Source organism: Mesoterricola sp. JemC181, from assembly GCF_055384585.1.
In genome coordinates this window covers 1,254,360-1,277,002 of the sequence record NZ_AP045076.1, presented here as the reverse complement: position 1 = coordinate 1,277,002, position 22,643 = coordinate 1,254,360, and the positions used below count along the sequence as shown (strand labels likewise).

Here is a 22,643-nt window from a genome sequence, read left to right as displayed (position 1 = left end):
CTACCGCGATCGGCCGACCCTGAGCTGAAGAAGGCATGCTATGCCTGGCTGAAGAACCCCTCGAACCTCACCGCCCACCAGGCAGAGATGCTGGAGGCCCTGCGCAACCCCAACCTGAAGACCGCGGAAGCCTCCCCGGATGCGAGCCCCTCTCCAGGACTTCCACGAGCAGGCCAACCCCAGCTCCTCCAAGTTGTTCCTGCAGGAGTGGATCGCCATGGTCATGGGCTCGGAAATCGAGCTCGTGGCCATGGTGGCCCAGCCCCTTCGATCGCACGTGGAGGGTGTTCTCCGCCGGGCCCGGAGTAATCAGAAGGCCCCTTTCCTCTCGGCCTTTTCCATCAAGTTCCGCTCGAATTGTCCGGCGAGTTCGGCCAGCCCCAATTTCTGGGCCAGGCCCAGCGGAGCGTATCCCCCTCCATCGGCCAGCAGGGGATCCGCTCCCGCGTCGAGCAGCACCTGCACGAGGGCGTGCCCGTCGGTGGAGAAGACAGGGTTTTCCTTCCAGGCCATGACCACACCCAGGAGGGGCGTCAGCCCCCGCTCGTCCATATCGTTTGCCCGCGCACCCGCCCGAAGGGCCTCCTGGACCAGGGGGAGCGAACCGCTCCCGGCGCACCAGGCCAGGATGGAGACGCCGCCAAGGAACCGCGTGGACGGGTCGAGACCGTGCTGGATCCAGAAGGGGACCCAGAGGGCCATCTGCGGACTCTGGCCGGGTATGTCGGCCGCCAGGAAAAGGGCCGCCTTCTGTTCCTGCGGCAGGGCGCGGACAAAGGGGATGGGGTACCAGGGGGGGCCCAGCCTCTCCGCCCCGGCGTTGTGCAGGACACCGGCCAGGGCTTCGTAGGCATCCGCGTCGATGGGGATGACCTTCTCCACCAGGAGCAGCATCGTGGGCAGCAGGGTTCCGGAATGGGCGTCCAGGATGGACTGGATGGCATTGAGGGCCACGTCCGGGGAATCGAGATTCGTGGCGAAGAGGTGCCATGCCTCCCGGGGCGGCCCGATCCCCACGAAATGGTCGCGCCAGGCCCCCAGCAGGGGAGCATCCGCGGGAACCTCCATCTGCCGGAGCCCCCAGGCGGGGCTCCGGTTCACCAGGGAATGCATGGCGAAGTGTCCCGGCCGGAAGGTCCATGCGAAGCCCGGTTCCCGGTTGAGGGTGAAGTCCAGGGTCCCGAAATCCATGCCTTCCCACCCGCCTTTGACGGCTTGCCAAGCGAAGGTCCGGCCTTCCGTCGACACCAGCTCGCACAGGCGATCGAGCTTGCCGGTGGCCTGGGCGAGGCCTGGGCCCCCCTGCCAGGGGCCGTTGAGGAGCGGATCGGGCAGCAGGTGGGCGATGAGGTTCAGCATGTTCCTGAGGCCTGCGCCCTTCAGGTTGTGCGTGCCGTTGCGGTAGACGATGGGCAGGGGATCCCCGGGGTGGTTGAGGCCCGATACGATGGCGCTCCACGCGTCCCGGGCCGCCTGGGTGGTCTGGTGGGCGATGCGGGGGAACCGCCGGTAGAACGCCTGGAGCTCCATCAGCTTTGCCGTGGGGGGAGCCGGGAAGCGGTGCAGGAAGGCGGCGAAGCGGACCTCGGAAAACACCCCCTCATGGGTGAAGGCGATGTTGAAGAAATTGCGCAGGGAGGTTTCCCCGCAGTCCGGATAGCGGGCTTCGCCGTGGCGGGCCATGCCGTAGTTGACGAGTTCGGGAAGGGGTCCCTGGGTGCGCTGGTCGTTCAGGAACACCGCGAGCTGATCGGGAAGAACCGGCTCGCCTCCGCCCGCCCGGTGCACCTCCATGCGTTCCAGAACTCCAGGCAACCGGGCGTCGGGGTAGGCCTGGCCGGCGGGCGGCTGGGGCCTTCTCTCGGGCGGCCCGAGGAGCAGCTCCGGGCTGAAGGCCCGGTACAGTTCATCCACGTGGTCGGCCACCGTCCAGGCATAGCCCAGAAGGGCCATCTCCACCACCCGGGGAGGGTACGCGCGGCCGCCATCGGCCACCTCCTGGCGCACGCCCCGGGCGAGCATCGTCGCGAAGGTGCCCAGGATCCGGTGGTACCCGGAATCGGGATCGGGGGAACCGCCCCCCAGGATCCGTAGCACGTCGGCGCGAAGGTCCCGCTCCGCCCCATCGGGGGAGCCTGTGGCCCGGGAGGAGGAGGCGCCGCGGGCGTCCGCCATGGAGCCCTTGCGGAACGTGATGGCGTCCAGGAGCGCCAGGATCCTGGGCAGTCCCTTCTCGCGCTCCCTGGACAGCGCCCCGATGGGATCCTTCGTGCGCTGGTTGGGCACGAAATTGACGCCGTCCGGGGAAGGGAAAAGGTACTGGATCACCCCTGCCACCGCATCCTGGGGATGGTCATTGGCCCCATGGAGGCCGGGGTGCCGGGGAAGTTCCGCCAGGGGCGCCGGGCCGTAGGCCCCGTACAGGCGCAGGTTCCGGAGCAGGCCTGACTTGAGGGAAACCATGCCCCAGAGGGGGGAGAGTTCCCGGTGGGCGGGAGCCGTCTGGCCGTAGATGCCCAGGGCCTGCTCCGCGGGGATCTCGGCGGACACGGCCAGGCCCAGGGTGGCGGCGAGGATGGGAACAAGGCGGGGGCTGGGCATGGGCTGCCTCTAATTAATATTTAATATTGCCTAAAAGTGCCCAAAGGTTCCCCGGAACCCAGGGCCTGCCCGGGAGCAGGGCGGAGCCCTACTTCCGGGAAGGGAGCCGGGATGAGCGCATCCGCCAGGGCCGAGGTCGAACGCGGATCCGGCGGGCCCTAGAGGGACAGCGACAACCCCAGGAGCAACCCGTACGCCAGCTCCAGGCGCCCCGTGTGGCGCAGAACCGGCAGCAGGTCCTTCCCCATCGCCCCGCCCAGGACGGCCTTCAGGGGCCCGAACGCCAGGGGCGCCACCAGGAACGTGAGCGCGGCCCAGGGGCGCTCCAGGACCGCGGGCACCAGGGCCAGGGCCGCTGCGCCCACCAGAGCGGCGTAGAGCCGGCGCGTTCCCGCGTCGCCCAGCTTCACGGCCAGCGTCAGCTTCCCGGATGCCGCGTCCGTGGGGATGTCCCGGAGGTTGTTCGCCACCAGGATGGCGCAGGCCAGGGCGCCCACCCCCACCGCGGCGCACACCGCGGGCAGGGAGAGCCGCCCCGCCTGGGACCAGGTGGTGCCCAGCACCGCCACCAGGCCGAAGAAGACGAACACGAAAACCTCGCCCAGGCCGCGGTAGCCGTAGGGCCTGCGCCCCCCGGTGTAGAACCATGCGGCGGGAAGGCACGCGGCGCCCACGGCCAGGAGCCACCAGGCCCCGCACAGGGCCACCAGCGCCAGCCCCGCGGCGGCGGCGAAGCCGAAGGAGGCCAGGGCCGCCCCCAGCACGGCGCGGGGACGCGCGGCCCCGGAGCCGGTGAGGCGGAAGGGGCCCACGCGGTTGGCGTCCGTGCCGCGGATGCCGTCGGAATAGTCGTTGGCGAAGTTCACCCCCACCTGCAGGGCCAGGGCCACCGCAAGCGCCAGGGCGGCCCGCAGCGCGCCGGCGCCGTGCAGCGCCGCCGCGGCCCCGGTGCCGGCGGCGACGGGGGCCAGGGCGGCGGGGAGGGTGAAGGGACGGGCGCCCGCCACCCACTGTGCCGCTGTCGCCATGCCCGCCTCCTGGATGGCTCCATTGTGACGCAGGGCCAGCGCCCGGAACCGTCATAATGGAGCATCCCCAGGAGTGTACATGTTCGCCCGGCTCTGCCTCCCCCTCCTCATCGCCGCCTCGCCCCTGCTGGCGCAGGCCCTCACGCCCGAGCGCCTCGACCAGCTCGCGGCCGCCTGTCCCCAGGACGGCGGCTTCCGCGCCCTGAAGAACGCCCTGGCCCAGAACGACGGCCGCAAGCTGGCCGAGGACTGGTCCCGCATCACCGCCGTGGACGCGCACTTCACCAAGCGCATCGCCGACGAGCCCGTGGCCAACCAGATGGCCAGCGGCCGCTGCTGGATGTTCTCCGCCCTGAACATGTTCCGGCGCACGGGCGCCTCAAGGCTGGGCTGCGACAACCTCGAGCTGAGCCAGAACTACCTCTTCTTCTACGACAAGCTGGAGAAGGCCAACCTCTTCCTGGACGCCATCGCCCGCACCCGGGGGGCGGCCCACACGGACCGGCGCGTGGAGTTCCTCCTGGGCAGCCCCGTGCAGGAGGGCGGCAACTGGCAGGGCTTCGTGGACCTGGTGAAGAAGTACGGGGTCGTGCCCAAGGACGTGATGCCCGAGACCTTCAGCTCGTCCAATTCCGCGGCCATGAACCAGGTGCTGTTCCTGCGCCTGAAGGTGGCGGGCGTGCGGATCCGCGCGGCCAAGGACGCCGCCGCCGTGGAGGCCCTCAAGCTGCAGGCCATGAAGGACGTGTACCGCATCCTGGCCATGCACCTGGGCGTCCCTCCGTCGAAGTTCACCTGGCGCCACGTCGCCAAGGACAAGCAGGTGACCCCCCTCAAGGCCTGGACTCCCAAGGACTTCTACAAGACGGCCATCGGCGCCGACCTGGACGACTTCGTGGCCCTCTATTCCATCCCCACCCTGGCCTACCAGAAGAAGTACGAGATCGACCTGGACCGCGCCCTCCTGGACGCCCCCAACATGTTCTTCGTGAACTGCCCCCTGGAGGTCCTGAAGGAGGCGGCCAAGACCTGCGTCCTCTCCGACCGCCTGGTGTGGTTCGGCGCCGACGTGAGCCAGGACATGCAGCGCGAGGAAGGCCTGCTCATGCCCGGCGTGCGCGACTTCACCTCCCTCTACGGCATGGACTTCGCCATGGACCGGCGGGAGTGCTTCGAGAGCCGGCGCAGCGTGCCCAACCACAACATGGTCTTCACGGGCGTGGACATGGCGGACGGCAAGCCGGTGAAGTGGCTGGTGGAGAACTCCTGGGGCGACAAGGGCGGCAAGAAGGGCTACTACACCATGATGGACGGCTGGTTCGACCACTTCGTGCAGGTGGTGGTGGTGCCCCGCTCCGTGGTGCCCAAGGCCGTGCTGGACGTCTTCGGCACCCAGGCGGAGCTGCTGCCGCCCTGGGATCCCATGATGTCCGCCCTCAACGTCGAGTAGCGAACGGACCTCCAAAAAGGGTGTTGACAATTCATGGCTCTTAATTGAGAATTAGTCTCGTTCTCATTACCATGACGTTCTGACACCTGAACGTCCAACCCGCAACCGGAAGACCGGGAGGTAGCATGTCTGCCCGAACACGAAACCTCTGCCTCCTGCCGGGGGCCGGGCTCGCCTTGGCCCTGGCCCTGGCCTGCGGCAGCGCCGTGAAGCCGGCGGACGCCGGCGGTCTCTCCCCGGCCGCCAGCCTGGGCGAGCAGATCTTCAAGGACACCTCGCTTTCCGCCTCGGGGCTGCAGTCCTGCGCCACCTGCCACGTGGCCGAAGCGGCCCATGGGGCGGACAACGACCTGCCCGCCCAGCTGGGCGGCCCGGCCATGAACCTGCAGGGCACGCGGCAGTCCCCCTCCATCCGCTACCTGGCCGGGAACACGGCCTTCCACTACGACTCCGAGGGCACGCCCACGGGCGGGTTCTTCTGGGACGGCCGCGCGGAATCCCTGGCGGCCCAGGCGGGCGGCCCCTTCCTCAATCCGGTGGAGATGGCCATGCCCAGCAAGGCGGCGGTGGTGGCCAAGCTGGCGGCCGCGCCCTACGCCGCGTCCTTCCGGGCGGTCTACGGAGACGCCATCTTCTCGGACCCCGAACAGGCCTACCGCTGCATGACCCTGGCCCTCCAGCAGTACCAGCGGGAGGACGCGGAATTCCAGCCGTTCTCCAGCAAGTACGACGCCTTCCTGCGGGGCAGTGTCCGCCTGTCCGATGCGGAGGCCCGGGGGCTGGCCCTCTTCAACGACCCCCGGAAGGGCAACTGCGCCGCCTGCCACCCCTCGTCGGGCGACCGGCCCCTGTTCACGGACTTCACCTACGACGTGCTGGGCGTCCCCCGCAACCCGGCGCTGTCGGCCAACGCCGATCCCGAGTTCTTCGACCTGGGCCTGGGCGCCCGCGCGGACATCGACCGGCCGGACCTCTACGGGGCCTTCAAGGTGCCCAGCCTGCGCAACGTGGCCCTGCGCCGGGTCCTCTTCCACAACGGGCGCTTCACCTCGCTCAAGGACGCGGTGACGTTCTACGTGCAGCGGGACACCAACCCGGAGAAATACTACCCGGTGGCGCCCGACGGCACGGTGATGAAGTTCGACGATCTGCCATCGAAGTACCACGGGAACGTCAACGTCACCGAAGTCCCCTATAACCGCCTGCCCGGCCAGGCGCCGGCCCTCACCGACGCCGAGGTCGACGACGTCGTCGCCTTCCTGAAGACCCTCACCGACGGCTACACCCGCTAAGGAGCCCCCTTGAAATCCCTGCGCCTTTCCCTGCTCACCGCCTGCCTCGCCCTTTCGGCCCTGCGCGCCCAGGCCCCCCCCGAGGACCTCGCCAAGCGCCTGGACGCCCTGTCCCGCGAGCTCGAGCGCATGAAGGGCGAACTCTCCGCCCGCCCCGCCTCGAACACCGTCCTGGGGGGCTACGGCGAGATCCAGTTCTCCCACTTCTCCAAGGACGGCTCCAGGGACACCGCCGACCTGCGCCGCTTCGTGCTCGCCCTCACCCACCGCTTCGACGACCGCACCGAGCTGGTCACGGAGCTGGAAGTGGAGCACGCCGTGAGCTCGTCCGACGACAAGGGCGAGGTGGAGATCGAACAGGCCTACATCCAGCACCGCCTCTCCCCCACGTGGTCCCTGCGGGGCGGACTCTTCCTGGTGCCCGCGGGCCTGCTCAACGAGCGCCACGAGCCCACCGCCTTCTACGGCGTGGAGCGCAACGCGGTGGAGACCGCCATCATCCCCAGCACCTGGCGCGAGGGGGGCCTCCAGGTGGTGGGCTCCTTCGAGAACGGCATCGTGCTGCAGGCCGGCGTCTCCACCGGGTTCGACTTCTCCAAGTGGGACGCCGCCAGCACGGAGGGCGCCGAGTCGCCCCTGGGGGCGGTGCACCAGGAGCTGAGCGGGGCGAAATCCCACGACCTCGCCGCATTCGCCGCCGTGAACTGGCGCGGCGTGCCGGGCCTCCTCCTGGGAGGTTCCTGGTTCCACGCCAAGGGCGCCCAGGGCCAGCCCGACATGCCCGGCATGGCCGCGACCCTCTGGGACGTCCACGCCCGCTGGACCCCGGGGCCCTTCGACCTCAGCGCCGTCTACGCCCGGGGCACCGTGGCCGACACCGCGGCCTTCAACCAGACCCGCGTGGGCAACCCCACCCTGGTGCCCAGCCGCTTCGAGGGCTGGTACGGCCAGGCCGCGTGGCATGCGTGGTCCGCTGGCTCCTACGCGCTGGCCCCCTTCGTGCGCTACGAGTCCGTCAACACCGCCGCGGCCTTCGAGACTCTGGCCCCCGCCTCCCTCACGCCGGCGGCCGCCCCGTCCGAGAAGATCTGGACCGCGGGCTTCAACTTCAATCTGAACCCCCACGTGGTGCTTAAGGCCGACCTGCGGCGCTTCAAGAACGACACCGCGCAGAACCGGGTGAACCTCGGACTGGGGTGGGCCTTCTAGGGCTTCCAGGCATTCAGGAAGGCCGTCACCTTCTCCCGGCTGTACCCCTTGCCTTCTTCGAGCACGCCGGTGTCCTGGGAATGGAGCACCTTCCCGTCGGCATCCAGGACGAAGAGGTGGGGGTAGCCCGGGACCTTGGGGAACTGGGCCAGGAACGCCTCGTTCTTCGCCTCCTTGCTGTAGTTGACGAGCACGAAGACGAAGTTCTTGTCCCGCAGGTCCTTCACGTCCTTCTGGGCCTCCCAGAAGCCGTGGAGCAGGTGGCACCAGGGGCACCAGTTGCCGCCCACGTCCAGGATGATGCGGCGGCCGGTCTTCCGGGCCTCGGCCTTGGCGAGGTCCAGGTCCTTGAAGCTGTCCCGGGCGGGATCGAAGGGGCCGGTCTTCAGGACCGCCTTCTCGGGGGCCCGGGCCGCGAGGGGCGCGAGGGTGGCGCAGAGAAGCAGGGAAAGGGTGAAGGCTCGCATCGTGGCACTCCTGGATACCCAGTATAACGAAGTATCATTCCCGAACCGTTCTGGATCGTGCCCGTTCCCTATCGCCCGCCGCTGGCTTACCAGACCGGAGGCTGCTCCGCGATCACCCCATCCGAGGCCGTGGCCTGCTCCAGGCTGCCGGCCTTGGCCTGGATCACCAGGAACGTGAGGGGTTCGGTTCCCGTCGCCCTCCAGGCCCGGACGCCCGCAGGTTCGATGCGGATGGCGGAACCGGCCTTGAGCGGAAACCGCTCCCCATCCACCTGCATTTCCCCCTGCCCCGTCAGGAACACGTACAGCTCCTCGTTCTGCTTGTGGGAATGAGAGAAAGGCGAGGCCTCCCCAGGGGCCATGGAACCGAAGGACACCTCCATGCCGGTGAGGCCCAGCACCTGCCCCAGGAAGGTCTTGCCGGTGATCCGGCCACGCCGGGGATGATCCATTTCAAAGGCCCTCCACCGGTCCAGCGCGCCGTAATCCGCGGCGGTGAAGTGGGTGGACCGGGCGAGGGACTGCGCGGCTTGGGTCATGGCGTTCTCTCCTGGAAAGGGGGTGGGAAAGGACGGGTGCACAATTTTAGCACGACCGTTCGTGTTAATTTAACCAATCCGACAATCCGGCGCAAGGGCCGGGTACGCTTTTAAGTCAGGGGCCGTCAGGGCCCGGGACCCTCCAGGAGGTCAGGTTTGGCGGAAAAAGGCGACAGCACCCGGGCGCGCATCCTGGACGAGGCGATGCGCATCGCCAGCCGCGACGGCCTGGAGGGCCTGAGCATCGGCGCCCTGGCCGCGGCCCTGCCCATGTCCAAGAGCGGCCTCTTCGCCCACTTCGGTTCCAAGTCGGCCCTGCAGGTGGCCACCCTGGAGCACGCGGCCCGGACCGTCCGGGAGCGCGCCGCCCCCGGCGCGCGGCTGGCCCCGGGCCCCGAACGCCTCACCTTCATCCTCCAGACGGTCATGGCCTGGATCGACGACCCGGGTCTGCCCGGGGGCTGCCCCATCACCGGCGCCTGCGTGGAATTCGACGACCGGGAAGGTCCCGTGCGGGAGACCCTCCTGCGCCTCCAGCGCGACTCCCAGAGAAAGGCGGCCGAGAGCTTCGCGGGGTTCGCCCACCCCTCCCATGATCCGGATCAATTGGCCTTCGAATTCCGGGCCATCACCCTTGCCTACCACCACGCCTCAAGGTTGTTGCGGGAGGAACGGGCCGGGGACTGGGCCCGCAAGGCGCTGGAAGCCCTCCTCGCAAGGGCCCAGCGCCCGGCCTGATGACTAGGTTGCCTTGAGCCGGGTGAGGGCCACCTTGACGGGTCCGCCGTCCTCCTCCTGGAAGCCGGGCCTGGCGAGGGTCTCCCGGCGGGCCTGGTCGGATGCCACGCGGATCTGGTCCAGCACCTGCACGGCCCGCTCGTGGGCGAGCTCCCCGTCCACCTTCAGGAAGACCTTGCGCAGGCCCAGGGGCTGGAGCATCACGACGGGCACCAGCCGCTCCCGCAGGCTCGCCAGCGTCACCTCCTCGCGCTGCAGGAAGAGCCGGCCCTCGCCGTCCAGGGTGACGACCACCGGCGGCTCCACGGGCTTCTCCTTGCGGCCGTCGACGATGCGGGGAACGGCCACCTCCAGGGCCCTGGAGAGGCCCGGCACCATCACGATGAAGACGATGAGGAGCACCAGGACGATATCGATCAGGGGCGTGATGTTGATGTCCGACTTCGCGCTCTGGCGGCGCACGTCCATGGGGGCCTCCTGGGATTTGCTCCAGGGTCGGTCCCCCGGCCGGCCCGTCAAGGCGCGGCCACAGAAGTTACAACTTCCTGATTAATGGAAGGTTATTGGCCCCTTTGTCACCCGTTCGTCACGGGCCCCAGAACCCGTTTCACGGAGGCGACCTTGTCGGCCATGCGCTGGGGCCGGTCGGAGCGCGTGCCCAGCTTGATGTCCGTGTGGATGCGGGGCACGCCCATGGCGTGGAGCCGCTCGTGGCAGGCGCGGACGGCGCCCATGACCGCGTCCCACTCCCCCTCGACGTTCGTGCCGTTGGCGTGCAGCTCGTACGTGAGCCCGGAATCCGCCAGCACCCGCTCCACTTCCGCGATGTACCGGGAGAGGGAGACCCCGGTGCCCACCGGCACCACCGTGAAATCCACGATCACATGCATGACGCACCTCGTCCCCAGCATCCCACCGGGGCCCCCGGATACGCAACGCGGCGGCCCCCCCGTCGCCGGGAAAGGGCCGCCGCGGCGGGAACCGGGCCTACCAGACCTTGATGCGGTCGGCGGGGGCCAGGTAGAGCTTCTCGCCGGCCTTGACGCCGAAGGCCTCGTACCAGGCGTCCAGGTTGCGCACGACCGTGGGCCGCACGAAACCGGGGGTGTGGGGGTCGGTGGTGATGCGGTTGAGCAGGTTGGCGTCGCGGTAGCGCGAGCGCCAGATCTGGCCGAAGCCCAGGAAGAAGCGCTGGTCGCCGGTGTAGCCGCCCACGACCTTGGCGGGCTTGCCAGCCAGGGACTTGTGGTAGGCGTCCAGGGCGACGGTGACGCCGGCCAGGTCCGCCATGTTCTCGCCCAGGGTCAGCTCGCCGTTGACGTGGGAGCCCTTGAGGGGCTCGTACTCGGCGTACTGCTTGACGACCTTGTCGGTGAGGGCGGTGAAGCGCTTGACGTCCTCCGAGGTCCACCAGTCGGAGAGCTTGCCGTCCATGTCGAACTTGCGGCCCTGGTCGTCGAAGTGGTGGCTGATCTCGTGGCCGATGACGGCGCCGATGCCGCCGTAGTTCACGGCCGGGTCGGCCTTGGGATCGAAGAAGGGGGGCTGCAGGATGGCGGCGGGGAACACGATCTCGTTCCACAGGGGATTGGCGTAGGCGTTGACCGTCATGGGCGTCATGCCCCACTCGGAGCGGTCGATGGGCTTGCCGATCTTGTCCAGCTGGCGCTGGAACCGGAACTCGGCGGCCCGGACGGCGTTGCCCAGGGCGTCGCCGCGCACGATCTCGAGCTTGGAGTAGTCACGCCACTTCTCGGGGTAGCCGATCTTGGGGGTGAACTTGGCGAGCTTGGCCCGGGCCGCGGCCTTGGTCTTGGGGTCCATCCAGGTGAGGTTGGACAGGCGCTGGTCCATGGCCGCGATGATGTTCCTGACCAGGGCGTCCATCTGGGCCTTGGCCTCGGGGGGGAAGTACTTCTTCACGTAGAGCTTGCCCACGGCCTCGCCCAGGGCGCCGGTGGTGAAGTCCGCGCCGCGCTTCCAGCGGGGCTGCATCTCGGGCTGGCCGGAGAGCACCGTGCCGTTGAAGGCGAAATTCTCGGCCACGATGGCCTTGGGCAGGAAGGGGGCGGCGTCCTTGATCGTGTGGAAGGCCAGGTAGTCCTTCCAGGTGTCCAGGGGCTCGCTGGCCAGGAGCCTGGCCGCGCCGGCGATGGCGCTGGGATTGGCGATGATCAGCTGCTTCTGGTCGTTGACGCCGACGGCGGTGAGCAGCGCCGTCCAGTCCAGTCCGGGGTAGGCGGCATCGAGGCCCGTGCGCGGGATGGGGTTGTAGAGCTTCTCGATCTGCCGGTTCTCCACCTGGGTCCAGTGGGCGGTGGCGATCTTCACTTCCAGGTCGTAGATGGCCTTGGCCTTGGCCTCGGGATTGGCGATGCCCGCCAGGCGCAGCATGGCCGCGATGTGGGTCTGGTACTTGGCGCGGATCTCGGCGAACTTGGGGTTCTTGGTGTCGAGGTAGTAGTCCCGGTCCGGCAGGCCCAGGCCGCCCTGGCCCACGTAGACGGAATAGATGGAGGGATCCTTCAGGTCCTGCTCGGGGCCCGCGGCCACGGGCGTGTTGATGCCGATGCGGGAGGCCGCGCCCATGACCTTGGCCAGCTGGGTGCGGTCCGCGATGGCGGCGATGGCGTCCAGCTGGGGCTTGAGGGGGGCGAGCCCCTTGGCCTCGATGGCGGCCTCGTCCAGGAAGCTTGCGTAGAAGTCCCCGACCTTCTGCTCCTCGCTGCCCTTCCTGGCGCCCTTGGCCTTGGCGGCGGCCTCGACGATGCCGCGGGTGCGCTCCTGGCTCAGGTCGCGGAGCTTGTCGAACATCCCGAAGCTGGCGCGGTCCGCGGGGATCTCGAGGTTCTTGAGGTAGACGCCGTTGACGAACTGGCCGAAGTCGTCGCCGGGCTTGACCGCCTTGTCCATGCCGGGGGTGTCGACGCCGAACGCACCGTAGGTGGGACCGGCCTTCGCCGCGGCGGCGGGGGCCTTCTCCGGCGCTGCGGCCAGGACGGGGGTGGCCAGGATCATGGATCCAGCCACGAGTTTCGCCAACAATCCGCTTTTCTGCATAGGGTCTCCTGACCGATGAGGGTTAAAAAGTGTAACGCATTACGAGGTGTCACCGTTTAGGGCAGGGATCACACCTTTCTCGCCCCCCTGCCGCGAGGCTACTCTGTAAAAGGGGTTTGCATGGCGATCCAGACCATCATCGTGGGCACCGGCAGGCACATTCCGGCCGTCATCGTTCCGAATTCGGCCTTCATGCACCATCAGTTCCACGGCCCCGACCACCAGCCGATCGACAAGCCCAACGAGGAGATCCTCGAACAGTTCGAGGCCATCACCGGCATCCATGAGCGGCGCTACGCGCCCGACGACCTCCTGACTTCGGACATGGCCTTCCTGGCCGCCGAGGACGCCCTGGCTTCCTCGGGCATCGACCGGGAGTCCCTGGACGGGCTCATCGTGGCCCACAATTTCGGCAACGTCCGCCCCAACGCCCACCGGTCGGATCTCGTGCCGTCCCTGGCCGCGCGGGTCAAGGCGCGCCTGGGCATCCGGAACCCCGGCGCCGTGGCCTTCGACCTGGTCTTCGGGTGCCCGGGCTGGCTCCAGGGCGTGATCCAGGCCGACTGCATGATCCGCGCGGGCGCGGCCCGGCGGGTGCTGGTCATGGGCGCCGACACCCTCTCGAGGGTCTCGGACCCCCACGACCGGGACAGCCTGATCTACGCCGACGGCGCCGGCGCCGTGATCCTCGAGGGCCGCGAGGGGGAGCCCGGCGAGGGCATCCTGGCCCACGCGGCCCGCTCCGACACCTTCGAGCACTCCACCATGCTGCTCATGGGCCCTTCCTACCGGGACTCGGCCTTCCTCGAGGCCTTCTTCCTGAAGATGGAGGGCCGCAAGCTCTACCGCTACGCCCTCCACCACGTGGCCGGCGCCGTGAAGGACTGCCTGGACAAGGCCGGCGTGGACCTGCGGACGGTCGCCAAGGTCCTCATCCACCAGGCCAACCTCAAGATGGACGAGGCGATCCTGGAGGCGCTGTGCCGGCTCGCGGGCCTGGAGGGCGCCCCTCCCGGGCTCATGCCCATGACCATCTCCTGGCTGGGCAACAGCTCCGTGGCGACGATCCCCACGATGCTGGACCTGATCCTCAAGGGCGACCTGGAGGGCCACGCGATCAGGCCCGGCGACACGGTGGTGTTCGCCTCGGTGGGGGCGGGGATGAACATCAACGCCGTGGTGTACCGCTTCCCTAGGTCGTGAGGACCGCCACCCGGGCTTCCCCCGCCCCGTCCGTGGCGAAGCGGCAGCCGGCGTAGGCCGGGTTCTTGGCCACCAGCGCCTGGATCAGCCGGGCCTGGCCCAGGCCGAACTCGAACAGCACGCGCCCCCCGGGCTTCAGGAAGGCGGGGGCCTCCTGGAGGAAGCGGGAGACGATGGAGATGCCGTAGGGGCCGCCGTCGAAGGCCTCCCGGGGCTCGTGGCGCAGGAGGCCGGCATGCGTCTTCTCCAGGGACGTGGATGGGATGTAGGGCGGGTTCATGGCCACCACGTCCATGGTGCCCTCCAGGCCCCGGCCCTTGAGAGGCTCGAAGAGGTCCCCCCGCGACACCTGGACGCGGTCCTCCAGGCCGTGCAGGCCGACGTTCTCGCGGGTGAGGGCCGCGCAGCTCTCGGTGAGGTCGGAGGCCCAGACCCGCACCCGGGGCTGGAGCACGGCCACCGCGCAGCCCAGGTTGCCCGAGCCGCAGCCCATGTCGATCATGCGGAGCCCGCCCTCCCCGGCCGCCTCGAGCGCGGCCAGGACCTCGCGCCCCAGGATCTCCGTCTCCTCCCGGGCGGCCAGGACGTCGCTGCCCGTGAGCAGTTCGACCCCGAGGAAGGGCTGCCTGCCGAGCACCAGGCCCAGGGGCGCGCCTTCCGCGCGCTTCCCGGACCAGGCCAGCACCTGGGCCTCGGCGTCCGCCGGAGCCATGCCGCGGGCGGCGGCGATGATCCGCGCGGCCTCCGCGCCGGCCTCGCTTCCCGCGACCGGGACCAGGAGCGCTTCCACCTTCGCCTTGAGCCCGTCCAGATCCACGTCAGACATGTTTCCTCCTCAGAGGCCCGTGAGGCTCGAGTCGTCGCCCCGGCCCTCGATGACGTCCACGATGCGTTTGCCCAGGAGGGGCGCGGCCCTTCTGGCGAATTCGGCCGACGGATGCGAATCCCCCGCCGTGACGGAACGGCCGGGCTTCAGGTACAGGCCGCCGTCGGTCTCCAGGTCCCGGAAGTCCCACACGAAGATGTTGTCGCCCTTCTCGTCCCAGGTGTCCTTCACCCAGGCGGCGAACTGGCGCGCGCGCTCGGCGTCCTCCGGGCGGGTGGCGGCCTCGGTGAGGGCCGCCCCGGTCCAGACGATGAAGGTCTTGCCCGGGTACTCGCGCATTCGGGCCTTGAGCGCCTCGTACTGGAGCTTGTAGTTGGCCAGGGTCTTCTTCCGGGACGAGGCCGAGGGGGCGCCGTCGTCCTCCCGGATGGAGCTCACGGGGAAGCAGTGCTTGAACACGATCACGTCGTAGGCCCCGGCCAGGTCGTCCAGGTTGGCCTCGGACCGGTCCCGGGCCGCGCCGCGGTGGGCCACCCAGAGGTTCCAGTAGTCGTAGGGGTAGTTCTCCCACGGGTAGTGGTCCCGGAAGAACAGGTTGAAGACCCGCGAGGGCAGCAGCCGGCCCAGGCGGGGGTGGTTCCCCTTGGCGAGGGGGTAGCTCTGCTCGGTGATGCTGTAGGCGGTGCCGTGCTCGGCATTCCAGGCCTCCACGAAGGCGGCCACGCCGCCCTTCCAGATCTCCTCCCCCGTGCTGTGGTGGAGGAGCACGATGCGGACCGGAGGGTGGGCCATGGTGGTCTCCTTGGGTCGGGTACCGGGGCAGGAAACGCAGAGGCCCGCCACCAGCCCGATGGCGGCAATGCGCAGGTTCCGCGGGAAGGCCATGGGAAGCCTCAGCTCCTGGCCGGGGCGGGCCGCTCCATGCCCGCCATGTCCAGAGGGGGCGTGCGCAGGTAGTGGGTGGCCCGGGTCTTCCGGTTGAAGTCGTCGAAGGCGTTGCGCACCTGCGCGGGGGAGAGGTCCAGGGCCTGGGCGGTCTCCTCCAGGCTGATGCCGTTCTCCTGGGCGTACCAGAGCAGGTCCATGGTGGCGAAGGGCATGCGGAAGAAGAACTCCTCCTGGGTGGCGGGGGCGCTGTAGGTGTCCGAGGTGGGGGTGCGCTCCTGGATGATGCGCGGCACGTCCAGGTGGGCCGCCAGCTGGTACACCTGGGTCTTGTAGAGGTGCACGATGGGCTTGAGGTCCACGCCCCCGTCGCCGAACTTCACGAAGAACCCCTGGTCGTGCTCGTTCTTGTTGGGCGTGCCCACCACCGCGTGGTTCCGCAGTTCGGCGTGGTAGTAGAGCATGGCGGTGCGGGTGCGCTGCTTGAAGTTGGATGCGGCCACGATCTGGGCGAACTCCGCCGGGCCAAGGCGCGCCGTCTTCTCGATGCCGTCCGGGGTGATGATGGTGAGGGAATAGACGTTCAGGGTGCCGTTGTCCAGCAGGCCCGGCGGAAGCACGATCTTGGCCAGGTAGCCCTTGCGGGCGTCGAACTCTGGGAACACCCGCGCGATCGCCTCGTCGCGGCGCCCGTAGCAGTCGAAGCCGTCCAGGGCGGGGGTGATGACCTCCTTGATGGGGGTGAGGCCGTAGTGGGCCGCCAGCATGCGGGCCAGGTCCTCCGACGCCGGCTCCGAGTCCTTCTCGGGAAGGATGAGGGGCACCACGCGCTCGGGGCCGAAGGCCTTGACGCAGAGCGCAAGGCAAACGGAGGAGTCGATGCCGCCGCTGATCCCCATGACGGCGCCGGTCTTGTGGAGGCCCCGCATGTTCTCCCTGAGCCACGTCACGATGCGGTCCGTCTCCGCGGCGGGATCGATGTCGAGGATGTGCCTGTTCATTGCCATGGTCAGTCCTGCTGCGATGCCCCGGGCCCGGCGACGAGCTTGACGTCGTCGGAGGCGTCCAGGGGGGGGGAGGGCTTGAAGCCCGAAAGGAACTGGCGGTGAAGAAGCTGGGTGGAGATGATGCCGGCCAGGGCCATGTCGTCGGTCTCGCTGTGGGCGTGGCCCTGCTTGAGCTTGGTGACCAGGTGCTCCACGGCCCGCGGGTTGAAGTACCCCGTATCGGCGACGGCGGCGGGGGAGAGGAGCTCCTCCATGTAGTCCGGCGCCGAATCGCCGAAAAAGGCCCGCTGGATGGGGGCCCGGAAGGGCTGCTTGGGCCGGTCCGTGATCTCCGGGGGCAGCCACTCGCGGCTCACCTCCTTGAGCAGGAACTTCTCGGTCAGCCCCTGGAGCTTGAGGGCGGGGGGGAGGCGGTTGCAGAACTCCACCATGCGGTAGTCGAGGAACGGGAACCGCCCCTCGACGGAATGGCCCATGGCCATGCGGTCGCTCTGGGACGACAGGAGGTACTGGGACAGGAAGATGGATATCTCCAGGTACTGGGCCTGGTGGAGCGGGTCCCACCCGTCGAAGCCGTCCGGGTAGGCGGGGCCGCGTGTCCCTCCCGCACGCTCCAGGAAGCCGGCGCTGAAGAAGCGCTTGGCCCGGGAGGTGGTGCGCCAGCGGATGGCGTGGGAATAGTCCCGGGCGTCCGTCTCGGAAAGGCCCATGCCGAAGAAGGCCGAGGCGTAGTTCGCGTTGCCCTTGGTGAGGCCCGCGATCCAGGGGTAGATGCGGCTGAACAGGTCCTGGCGCATCTTCGAATCGGGCCGGGCCGCCCAGAAGCGGCGGATCTTGGCCTCCTTGAAGAGGTCGTAGCCCGCCATGAACTCGTCGGCGCCCTCGCCGGTGAGCACGACCTTGAAGTTCTTCCGCCGCACGAGCCCCGAAAGCAGGAACATGGGCGCCGGGGACGTCCGCATGAGGGGCGTCTCGGCGTGCCAGACGACCTCCGGGAAGATCCGCCCGATGTCGGCGTGGCTCGCGCGGACCACGTGGTGGTTCGTCCCGAGGGACTTCGCCATGCTGGCCTGGAAGCCGCTCTCGTCGAAGGCCGGGTCGTCGAAGGCGATGGAGAAGGTCTCCAGCGGGTTGGTGGTGAAGGTGCGGATGATGGCCGTGATGGTGGAGGAATCGAGCCCCCCGCTGAGGTAGGCCCCCACGGGCACGTCCGCACGGAGGCGCAGCCGGGTGGCGTCGATGAGGAGCTCCCGCAGCTCGGCGGCGCAGTCCTCCACGGACCGGACCGGGCCCGGCTCGGGGAAGGTGAGTTCCCACCAGGGCTCGATGGCCACGCGGCCGTCCCTGACCAGCATGAAGTTGCCCGGCGGCAGCTCCCGCACGCCCTTGAAGAAGGTGCGGGGCGACAGGGTGCTCCAGTAGGTGAAGATCTCGTCCAGGGCGGCGGGATCCGCCTCCGCCGCCACCGCCGGGTGGGCGAGGACGGCCTTGATCTCCGAGCCGAAGACCAGGCTTCCCCCGGCCTCGGCGTAGAAGAGGGGCCGCACCCCGAGGCGGTCCCGGGCCAGGAACAGGGTCCGCTTCACGGTGTCCCAGATGGCGATGGCGAACTGGCCGTTGAACTTCGACAGGCACCGGGGGCCGTACTCCTCGTAGGCGTGGAGGACCGTCTCGGTGTCGCAGGAGGTGGCGTAGCGGTGCCCCAGGGCCTCCAGCTCCTCGCGGAGCTCGGGGTGGTTGAAGATCTCGCCGTTGAAGACGATCCAGAGGGTCCCGTCCTCGTTGGAGATGGGCTGCTGGCCGGTGCTCAGGTCGATGATGCTGAGCCGGGCGTTGCCCAGGCCGGTCCGGCCGTCCAGGTAGATGCCGAACTGGTCGGGGCCGCGGTGGCGGATGGTCCCCAGCATGGCGCGCAGCACCGAAGCCTCGGCCGGGGCCGATGCCCCCAGGCCGCAGAAGCCGACCACGCCGCACATCTAGACCAACCCGAGCTTGCTGATCTTCCCGGAGGAGGTCATGGGAAGTTCCGCCATGAACTCGACGTACCTCGGCACCATGAAGTCCTCCAGATGCCGGCGGCAATGGGCGATGACCTCGGCCTCCGTCAGCTTGGCGCCCGTGCAGACGACGCACGCCTTGATCACCTGCCCGGCCATGGGATCGGGAACGCCCACCACGGCGGCCAGCACCCCGGGCAGCATGTGGAGCACGTTCTCCACCTCCTTGGGCGGGACCTTCTCGCCCCGGCTCTTGATGATGTCGTCCTGGCGGCCCACGAAATAGAAGAAGCCGTCCCCGTCCGTCCGGAAGAGGTCGCCGGAGTAGCAGAGGCGCTCGCCGGGGATCGGGCCGGGCCGGTAGCGGCGGGCGGTGGCCTCGGGGGCCTCCCAGTAGCCCCGCATCACGTGGCGGCCCCGCACCACCAGCTCGCCGGTCTCGCCCGGACCCAGCCTCCGGCCCGTGCCGTCCTCGAGCCACGCCTCGGTGCCGGGGATGGGGATGCCCACCGAGCCGGGCCTGGCATCCAGTTCCGAAGGCGGGAGGTAGAGGGTGCGCTTGGTCTCGGTGAGGCCGTACATCGAATAGAGGGTGGTGCCCGGGAACGCGGCCCGCAGGTCCTGGATGTGGCTGGGCGGCAGCGCCGCTGCGGTGTTGGTGAGGTAGCGCAGGCTGGAGAGGTCGAAGGAGCTGCGGTCCAGGGCCAGGATCATCGCGAAGATGGTGGGCACGCCGGGGAGGCCCGTGACGCGCTCCTCCTGGATCCGCTGGAGGATCAGGGCAGGATAGGTGAAGCTGCGCTCCAGCACCAGCGTCCCGCCGAACTTGACGGTCATCAGGAGCTGGTAGAGGCCGTAGTCGAAGGAGAGCGGCAGCACGCCCAGGACGACGTCCTCCTCGCGGTTCTCCAGGTAGGTGATGATCGAGGTCGAGGCGAAGTCCACGTTGCTGTGGTCGCACATGACGCCCTTGGGCTCGCCGGTGCTGCCGGAGGTGTACACCAGGCAGGCCAGGTCCAGATCGATGTTGACGATGGGCAGGGGCGCCCCGGAGGCCTCCGACTGGATCTCCTCGAAGGTCCGGACGCGGCCCTCCGCCGCGCGGGTGGAGAAACAGGACACGCCCAGGATCAGGGAAGGGACGTCGGACCAGAGGTCCTGGAAGCCCACCACCCGCTCGTCCATGAGCAGCGCCGAGGCGCGGCAGTTGTTGAGGATGAACTTCAACTTGTCCAGCTTGGTGGAGGCGTTGATGAAGACGAAGGTTCCGCCGGCCTTCAGGGTCCCGAAGATCCCCGCCACCGCTTCCACCGAGTTGTGCAGGTGGATGGCCACCCGGTCCCCCCGGCCGACGCCGCCTTCCGTCAGGGCACGGCCCAGGCGGTTGGACATCTCCTCCAGCTCCGCGTAGGTGACCCGCTGCTTGCCGCACACCAGCGCGACCTTGTCAGGTAGGCGGGCTGCCGCAGCCGAGAGGAATTGATGGACCAGCATGGGCGCGCCCCCCTCAGGAGGCCTTTAGCGACTTGCCCGCCACGTACGCGCTCAGCTTCGCCACCGAATCGAAATTGTCGGGCAGCAGCTCGCTGTCGCTCACGGAGATGCCGAACTCCTTCTCGACGAAGGAGACCAGTTCGATGATCCCCAGGGAATCGATGATCCCCTCCTCGAGGAACGAGGACTCGTCGCCGTAGCCGTAGCCCTGGTCGCTGAAGAGGAAGTTTCTCGCGATGTACTCGCGGATCTTCGGAGCAACAGAGGTCGTGTCCAAAGCCATTCGTGATCCCCTCAGCAGGGCGGGTGATTGACGGGCCAACTTGCATATGAACTGCTGGTATTATCTCGTTCACAGTTTATCCGAACTTCGGTCCCTTGCAACATGCCCGATGCAGGGAATTCCCAACCAGCCCATCTATCTGGTTAAGGTTGGGCGGAGGTGATCCCCCACCAGGGTCCCTCCGGACCGCCCACCTCGAGACCCCGCCCATGATTCGAAAGACCGTCCCTGGAACCGGTGTCAAACCGGGGCTCCATCCCCGAAACCGCCACCGTGAACGCTACGACATCCCGGCCCTGGTGGAGGCCTGCCCGGAGCTGTCCCCCTTCCTCCGGCCCAATCCCCTGGGGGAACCCACCATCGACTTCGCGGACCCCGCGGCCGTGCGCACCCTGAACCGGGCCCTCCTGGCCTCGGCCTACGGGATCCGGGGCTGGGATCTACCCGGAGGCTTCCTGTGCCCCCCCGTCCCGGGGCGGGCCGACTACCTGCACCACCTGGCCGACCTCCTGGCCACGGGCGGGTCCCCCCCCCGGGGTCCCGGGATCCGGATCCTGGACGTGGGCGTGGGGGCCAACGCCATCTATCCCCTGGTGGGCCACCGGGAGTACGGCTGGACCTTCCTGGGCACGGACATCGACCCCGCGGCCCTGGCCAGCGCCCGCGCCATCCTCGCGGCCAACCCGGGCCTGGAGGACGCGATCGAGCTCCGCCTCCAGAAGGACCCGCGGCGGATCCTGGCCGGGGTCGTGCTGCCGGGCGAGACGTTCGAGGCCTGCATGTGCAATCCGCCCTTCCACGGCTCCCCGGCCGAGGCAAGGGAGGGGACCCAGCGCAAGTGGCGCAACCTGGGACGGTCCTCCGCGCCGGTACTGAACTTCGGGGGCCAGGGGGCCGAGCTCTGGTGCGAGGGCGGGGAGGTGGCCTTCGTGGGCCGGATGGTGGAGGAGAGCGCCGAGCGGCCGGACTGCTGCCGCTGGTTCACCAGCCTCCTGTCCAAGTCCGCCAGCCTCCCCCCGGTTCAGGCCGCCCTGCGCAGGGCCGGGGCGGGCCGGGTGCGGGTCGTGGAGATGAGCCAGGGGCAGAAGCGCAGCCGGATCGTCGCCTGGGGCTTCTGAAGCCTATTCGTGTGCCTGGATGTGTCCGCGCTCGGCAAGCTTGCGGGCCAGGCGCTCGGCCACGTCGATGGCGAAGTCGATGTCGCCGTCGCTGAGGCCCGAGCTGCCGCCGGCCGCCATGCTGTTCAGCATGATCAGCGCGTAGTGCTCCACGCGCTTGAGGTTCCAGGCGGGCACGGTGGGCCTTGGAAGGGAGATTTCCCGGGGATCGGTCATGGGGGCTTCCTTTGCTGGAAGGATAGTCCCCCGCATCCGGATATCCCCGCAAAAAACCAGGGACATCTAACCTTCTTCAGATGTAGTGGTTAAAAATAATTGCAAAATCCGGTACGAATTTCTGGTTTCGCGGTGGAAGTACGTCATGATGATCCTAGAGAATCCATACGTCGTGGGTAATCTACGCTGGGCCGGCCACTGTCTCGACTCGCACACAGCGCTTAAATTCGAGACAACTTCAGGATCTCCAATGGCTCAAGGTACTGTTAAGTGGTTCAACGCTGAAAAGGGTTTCGGCTTCATCACCCCCGATGGTGGTGGCGCTGACCTGTTCGTCCATCACACCGCCATCCAGGGTTCGGGCTTCAAGACGCTGGACGAGAACCAGCGCGTGAGCTTCGAGAGCGGACAGGGCCAGAAGGGCCCCCAGGCGATCAACGTCACCAAGCTCTAGTCCGGCGTAATCCGGTTCCGGCCCGCCCCTGCTACAGGTGGCGGGCCTGTTTTTTTCAGGAGTCCCCATGGCCAGAGTGAACTACCAGCGCGACAAGCGGCTCAAGGACCTGGACAGGCAGCGCAAGCAGGAAGAGAAGCGTGCCAAGAAGCTGCAAAAGGATCTGGCCCCCGCCGAAGGCGAGGCCCAGGTTCCGGAAGAGGGGCAGGACACCGCCCCGGTCCAGGAATAAGCCAGCGAACATCGCGGGAAGGGCCGCCGCCGGGAAGTTCCCGGTGGTGGCCCTTCCTCCGTTAGACTGTCGAACCTTCAAGGGGACCGCCATGAGACCGCCGCTGCCGCCGATCCTCTTCTCCACATGCCTGTTGGCTGGCTGGGCTGCCGGAAGGTTCCACCCCCTGAACCTGGGCCCCTTCCCTTTCCGGACTCCGCTCACGATCCTGCTCCTGGTCCTGCCCCTGGTCCTGGCCGCCTGGGCCCTGCTCACCTTCCGCCGCCACCGCACGACGCCCGAACCCCACGGGACCCCCACCGCCATGGTGGAGGACGGTCCCTACCGCTTCACCCGCAACCCGATGTATTTGAGCCTGGTGATCCTGCTCACGGGCTTCGCCCTCCTGCTGGATTCCCTGTGGGTGCTTGTCCTGGTGCCGGTGCTGGCGGCGCTCCTGGACCGGCTGATCATTCCCGGCGAGGAGGCGCGGCTCCAGAGGATCTTCGGGGAGGGCTACACCGGCTACACCCGGCGCGTGAGGCGCTGGATCTAGGGGTTCTGG

The 22,643-nt window shown here is 68.6% G+C and carries 23 protein-coding genes; 9 read left to right on the top strand and 14 right to left on the bottom strand.

Going from position 1 to position 22,643, the window contains the following annotated elements; translation table 11 throughout:
• Positions 1-309: 309 nt before the first annotated feature.
• On the bottom strand, positions 310-2,601 hold the full coding sequence (locus tag ACZ5MC_RS05665; protein ID WP_464517258.1) for an ankyrin repeat domain-containing protein: 2,292 nt from the start codon (positions 2,599-2,601) through the stop codon (positions 310-312).
• Between the two features lie 158 nt (positions 2,602-2,759).
• On the bottom strand, positions 2,760-3,629 hold the full coding sequence (locus tag ACZ5MC_RS05660) for a 1,4-dihydroxy-2-naphthoate polyprenyltransferase (RefSeq protein WP_464517257.1): 870 nt from the start codon (positions 3,627-3,629) through the stop codon (positions 2,760-2,762).
• 79 nt (positions 3,630-3,708) lie between these two features.
• Between ACZ5MC_RS05660 and ACZ5MC_RS05655 the strand changes: the two genes are divergently transcribed.
• From ACZ5MC_RS05655 to ACZ5MC_RS05645, 3 genes are all read left to right on the top strand, one after another.
• On the top strand, positions 3,709-5,079 hold the full coding sequence (locus ACZ5MC_RS05655) for a C1 family peptidase (protein WP_306599344.1): 1,371 nt from the start codon (positions 3,709-3,711) through the stop codon (positions 5,077-5,079).
• A 125-nt stretch (positions 5,080-5,204) separates the two neighbouring features.
• On the top strand, positions 5,205-6,371 hold the full coding sequence (locus ACZ5MC_RS05650; RefSeq protein WP_464517256.1) for a cytochrome-c peroxidase: 1,167 nt from the start codon (positions 5,205-5,207) through the stop codon (positions 6,369-6,371).
• Between the two features lie 9 nt (positions 6,372-6,380).
• The gene (locus ACZ5MC_RS05645) at positions 6,381-7,580 is read left to right on the top strand and encodes a hypothetical protein (protein ID WP_464517255.1); all 1,200 of its coding nucleotides are present in this window, start codon (positions 6,381-6,383) and stop codon (positions 7,578-7,580) included.
• On the opposite strand, the gene ACZ5MC_RS05640 is transcribed toward ACZ5MC_RS05645, so the two are convergent.
• On the bottom strand, positions 7,577-8,047 hold the full coding sequence (locus tag ACZ5MC_RS05640) for a thioredoxin family protein (protein ID WP_464517254.1): 471 nt from the start codon (positions 8,045-8,047) through the stop codon (positions 7,577-7,579). The two genes, ACZ5MC_RS05645 and ACZ5MC_RS05640, sit on opposite strands and share 4 nt — an antisense overlap.
• Before the next feature lie 86 nt (positions 8,048-8,133).
• Positions 8,134-8,586, bottom strand: coding sequence for a cupin domain-containing protein (locus ACZ5MC_RS05635; protein ID WP_464517253.1), 453 nt, complete (start codon positions 8,584-8,586; stop codon positions 8,134-8,136).
• Positions 8,587-8,742: 156 nt separating this feature from the next.
• Here ACZ5MC_RS05635 and ACZ5MC_RS05630 point away from each other — a divergent pair, with 156 nt between their 5' ends.
• Complete coding sequence (locus tag ACZ5MC_RS05630) at positions 8,743-9,324, top strand: TetR/AcrR family transcriptional regulator (RefSeq protein ID WP_464517252.1); 582 nt, start codon at positions 8,743-8,745, stop codon at positions 9,322-9,324.
• Positions 9,325-9,327: 3 nt separating this feature from the next.
• Here the strand turns inward: ACZ5MC_RS05630 and ACZ5MC_RS05625 are convergent, their stop codons facing one another.
• The 3 genes from ACZ5MC_RS05625 to ACZ5MC_RS05615 all read right to left on the bottom strand — a co-directional run bounded on the left by ACZ5MC_RS05625 (position 9,328) and on the right by ACZ5MC_RS05615 (position 12,342).
• Positions 9,328-9,792 carry an ExbD/TolR family protein gene (locus tag ACZ5MC_RS05625; protein WP_464517251.1) on the bottom strand — a complete coding sequence of 155 codons (465 nt, stop codon included), beginning with the start codon at positions 9,790-9,792 and terminating at the stop codon, positions 9,328-9,330.
• Between the two features lie 107 nt (positions 9,793-9,899).
• Positions 9,900-10,214: an MTH1187 family thiamine-binding protein gene (locus ACZ5MC_RS05620; protein ID WP_306599337.1), complete on the bottom strand. Its 315-nt coding sequence runs from the start codon at positions 10,212-10,214 to the stop codon at positions 9,900-9,902.
• Between the two features lie 97 nt (positions 10,215-10,311).
• Positions 10,312-12,342, bottom strand: a complete 2,031-nt coding sequence (locus tag ACZ5MC_RS05615; RefSeq protein WP_306599336.1) for a M13 family metallopeptidase — start codon at positions 12,340-12,342, stop codon at positions 10,312-10,314.
• A 162-nt stretch (positions 12,343-12,504) separates the two neighbouring features.
• On the opposite strand from ACZ5MC_RS05615, the gene ACZ5MC_RS05610 reads away from it, so the two are divergent.
• Positions 12,505-13,587: a 3-oxoacyl-ACP synthase III family protein gene (locus ACZ5MC_RS05610; RefSeq protein ID WP_464517250.1), complete on the top strand. Its 1,083-nt coding sequence runs from the start codon at positions 12,505-12,507 to the stop codon at positions 13,585-13,587.
• Here ACZ5MC_RS05610 and ACZ5MC_RS05605 read toward each other — a convergent pair.
• From ACZ5MC_RS05605 to ACZ5MC_RS05580, 6 genes are read right to left on the bottom strand one after another with little or no spacing between them, the layout of a single operon-like run.
• Positions 13,577-14,413, bottom strand: a complete 837-nt coding sequence (locus tag ACZ5MC_RS05605) for a N5-glutamine methyltransferase family protein (RefSeq protein WP_464517249.1) — start codon at positions 14,411-14,413, stop codon at positions 13,577-13,579. The two genes, ACZ5MC_RS05610 and ACZ5MC_RS05605, sit on opposite strands and share 11 nt — an antisense overlap.
• 9 nt (positions 14,414-14,422) lie before the next feature.
• A complete protein-coding gene (locus ACZ5MC_RS05600) occupies positions 14,423-15,298 on the bottom strand; it encodes a hypothetical protein (RefSeq protein WP_464517248.1) in 876 nt (291 codons plus the stop codon).
• Between the two features lie 8 nt (positions 15,299-15,306).
• A complete protein-coding gene (nadE, locus tag ACZ5MC_RS05595) occupies positions 15,307-16,305 on the bottom strand; it encodes an NAD(+) synthase (RefSeq protein WP_306599332.1) in 999 nt (332 codons plus the stop codon).
• A 2-nt stretch (positions 16,306-16,307) separates the two neighbouring features.
• Entirely contained in the window at positions 16,308-18,281 is a 1,974-nt protein-coding gene (asnB, locus tag ACZ5MC_RS05590; RefSeq protein ID WP_306599331.1) for an asparagine synthase (glutamine-hydrolyzing), read from the bottom strand.
• The gene (locus tag ACZ5MC_RS05585) at positions 18,282-19,796 is read right to left on the bottom strand and encodes a class I adenylate-forming enzyme family protein (RefSeq protein ID WP_464517247.1); all 1,515 of its coding nucleotides are present in this window, start codon (positions 19,794-19,796) and stop codon (positions 18,282-18,284) included.
• A gap of 13 nt (positions 19,797-19,809) precedes the next feature.
• Complete coding sequence (locus ACZ5MC_RS05580; protein ID WP_306599329.1) at positions 19,810-20,079, bottom strand: acyl carrier protein; 270 nt, start codon at positions 20,077-20,079, stop codon at positions 19,810-19,812.
• A gap of 209 nt (positions 20,080-20,288) precedes the next feature.
• On the opposite strand from ACZ5MC_RS05580, the gene rlmF reads away from it, so the two are divergent.
• A complete protein-coding gene (gene rlmF, locus ACZ5MC_RS05575; protein WP_464517246.1) occupies positions 20,289-21,197 on the top strand; it encodes a 23S rRNA (adenine(1618)-N(6))-methyltransferase RlmF in 909 nt (302 codons plus the stop codon).
• Positions 21,198-21,200: 3 nt separating this feature from the next.
• On the opposite strand, the gene ACZ5MC_RS05570 is transcribed toward rlmF, so the two are convergent.
• The gene (locus ACZ5MC_RS05570; RefSeq protein WP_464517245.1) at positions 21,201-21,413 is read right to left on the bottom strand and encodes a hypothetical protein; all 213 of its coding nucleotides are present in this window, start codon (positions 21,411-21,413) and stop codon (positions 21,201-21,203) included.
• Between the two features lie 250 nt (positions 21,414-21,663).
• Here ACZ5MC_RS05570 and ACZ5MC_RS05565 point away from each other — a divergent pair, with 250 nt between their 5' ends.
• From ACZ5MC_RS05565 to ACZ5MC_RS05555, 3 genes are all read left to right on the top strand, one after another.
• Positions 21,664-21,867 (top strand): cold-shock protein, encoded by a 204-nt coding sequence (locus ACZ5MC_RS05565; protein WP_306599326.1) that lies wholly within the window; start codon positions 21,664-21,666, stop codon positions 21,865-21,867.
• Positions 21,868-21,934: 67 nt separating this feature from the next.
• The gene (locus ACZ5MC_RS05560; RefSeq protein WP_306599325.1) at positions 21,935-22,099 is read left to right on the top strand and encodes a hypothetical protein; all 165 of its coding nucleotides are present in this window, start codon (positions 21,935-21,937) and stop codon (positions 22,097-22,099) included.
• 91 nt (positions 22,100-22,190) lie between these two features.
• On the top strand, positions 22,191-22,634 hold the full coding sequence (locus ACZ5MC_RS05555) for a methyltransferase family protein (RefSeq protein ID WP_464517244.1): 444 nt from the start codon (positions 22,191-22,193) through the stop codon (positions 22,632-22,634).
• Positions 22,635-22,643: the final 9 nt, after the last annotated feature.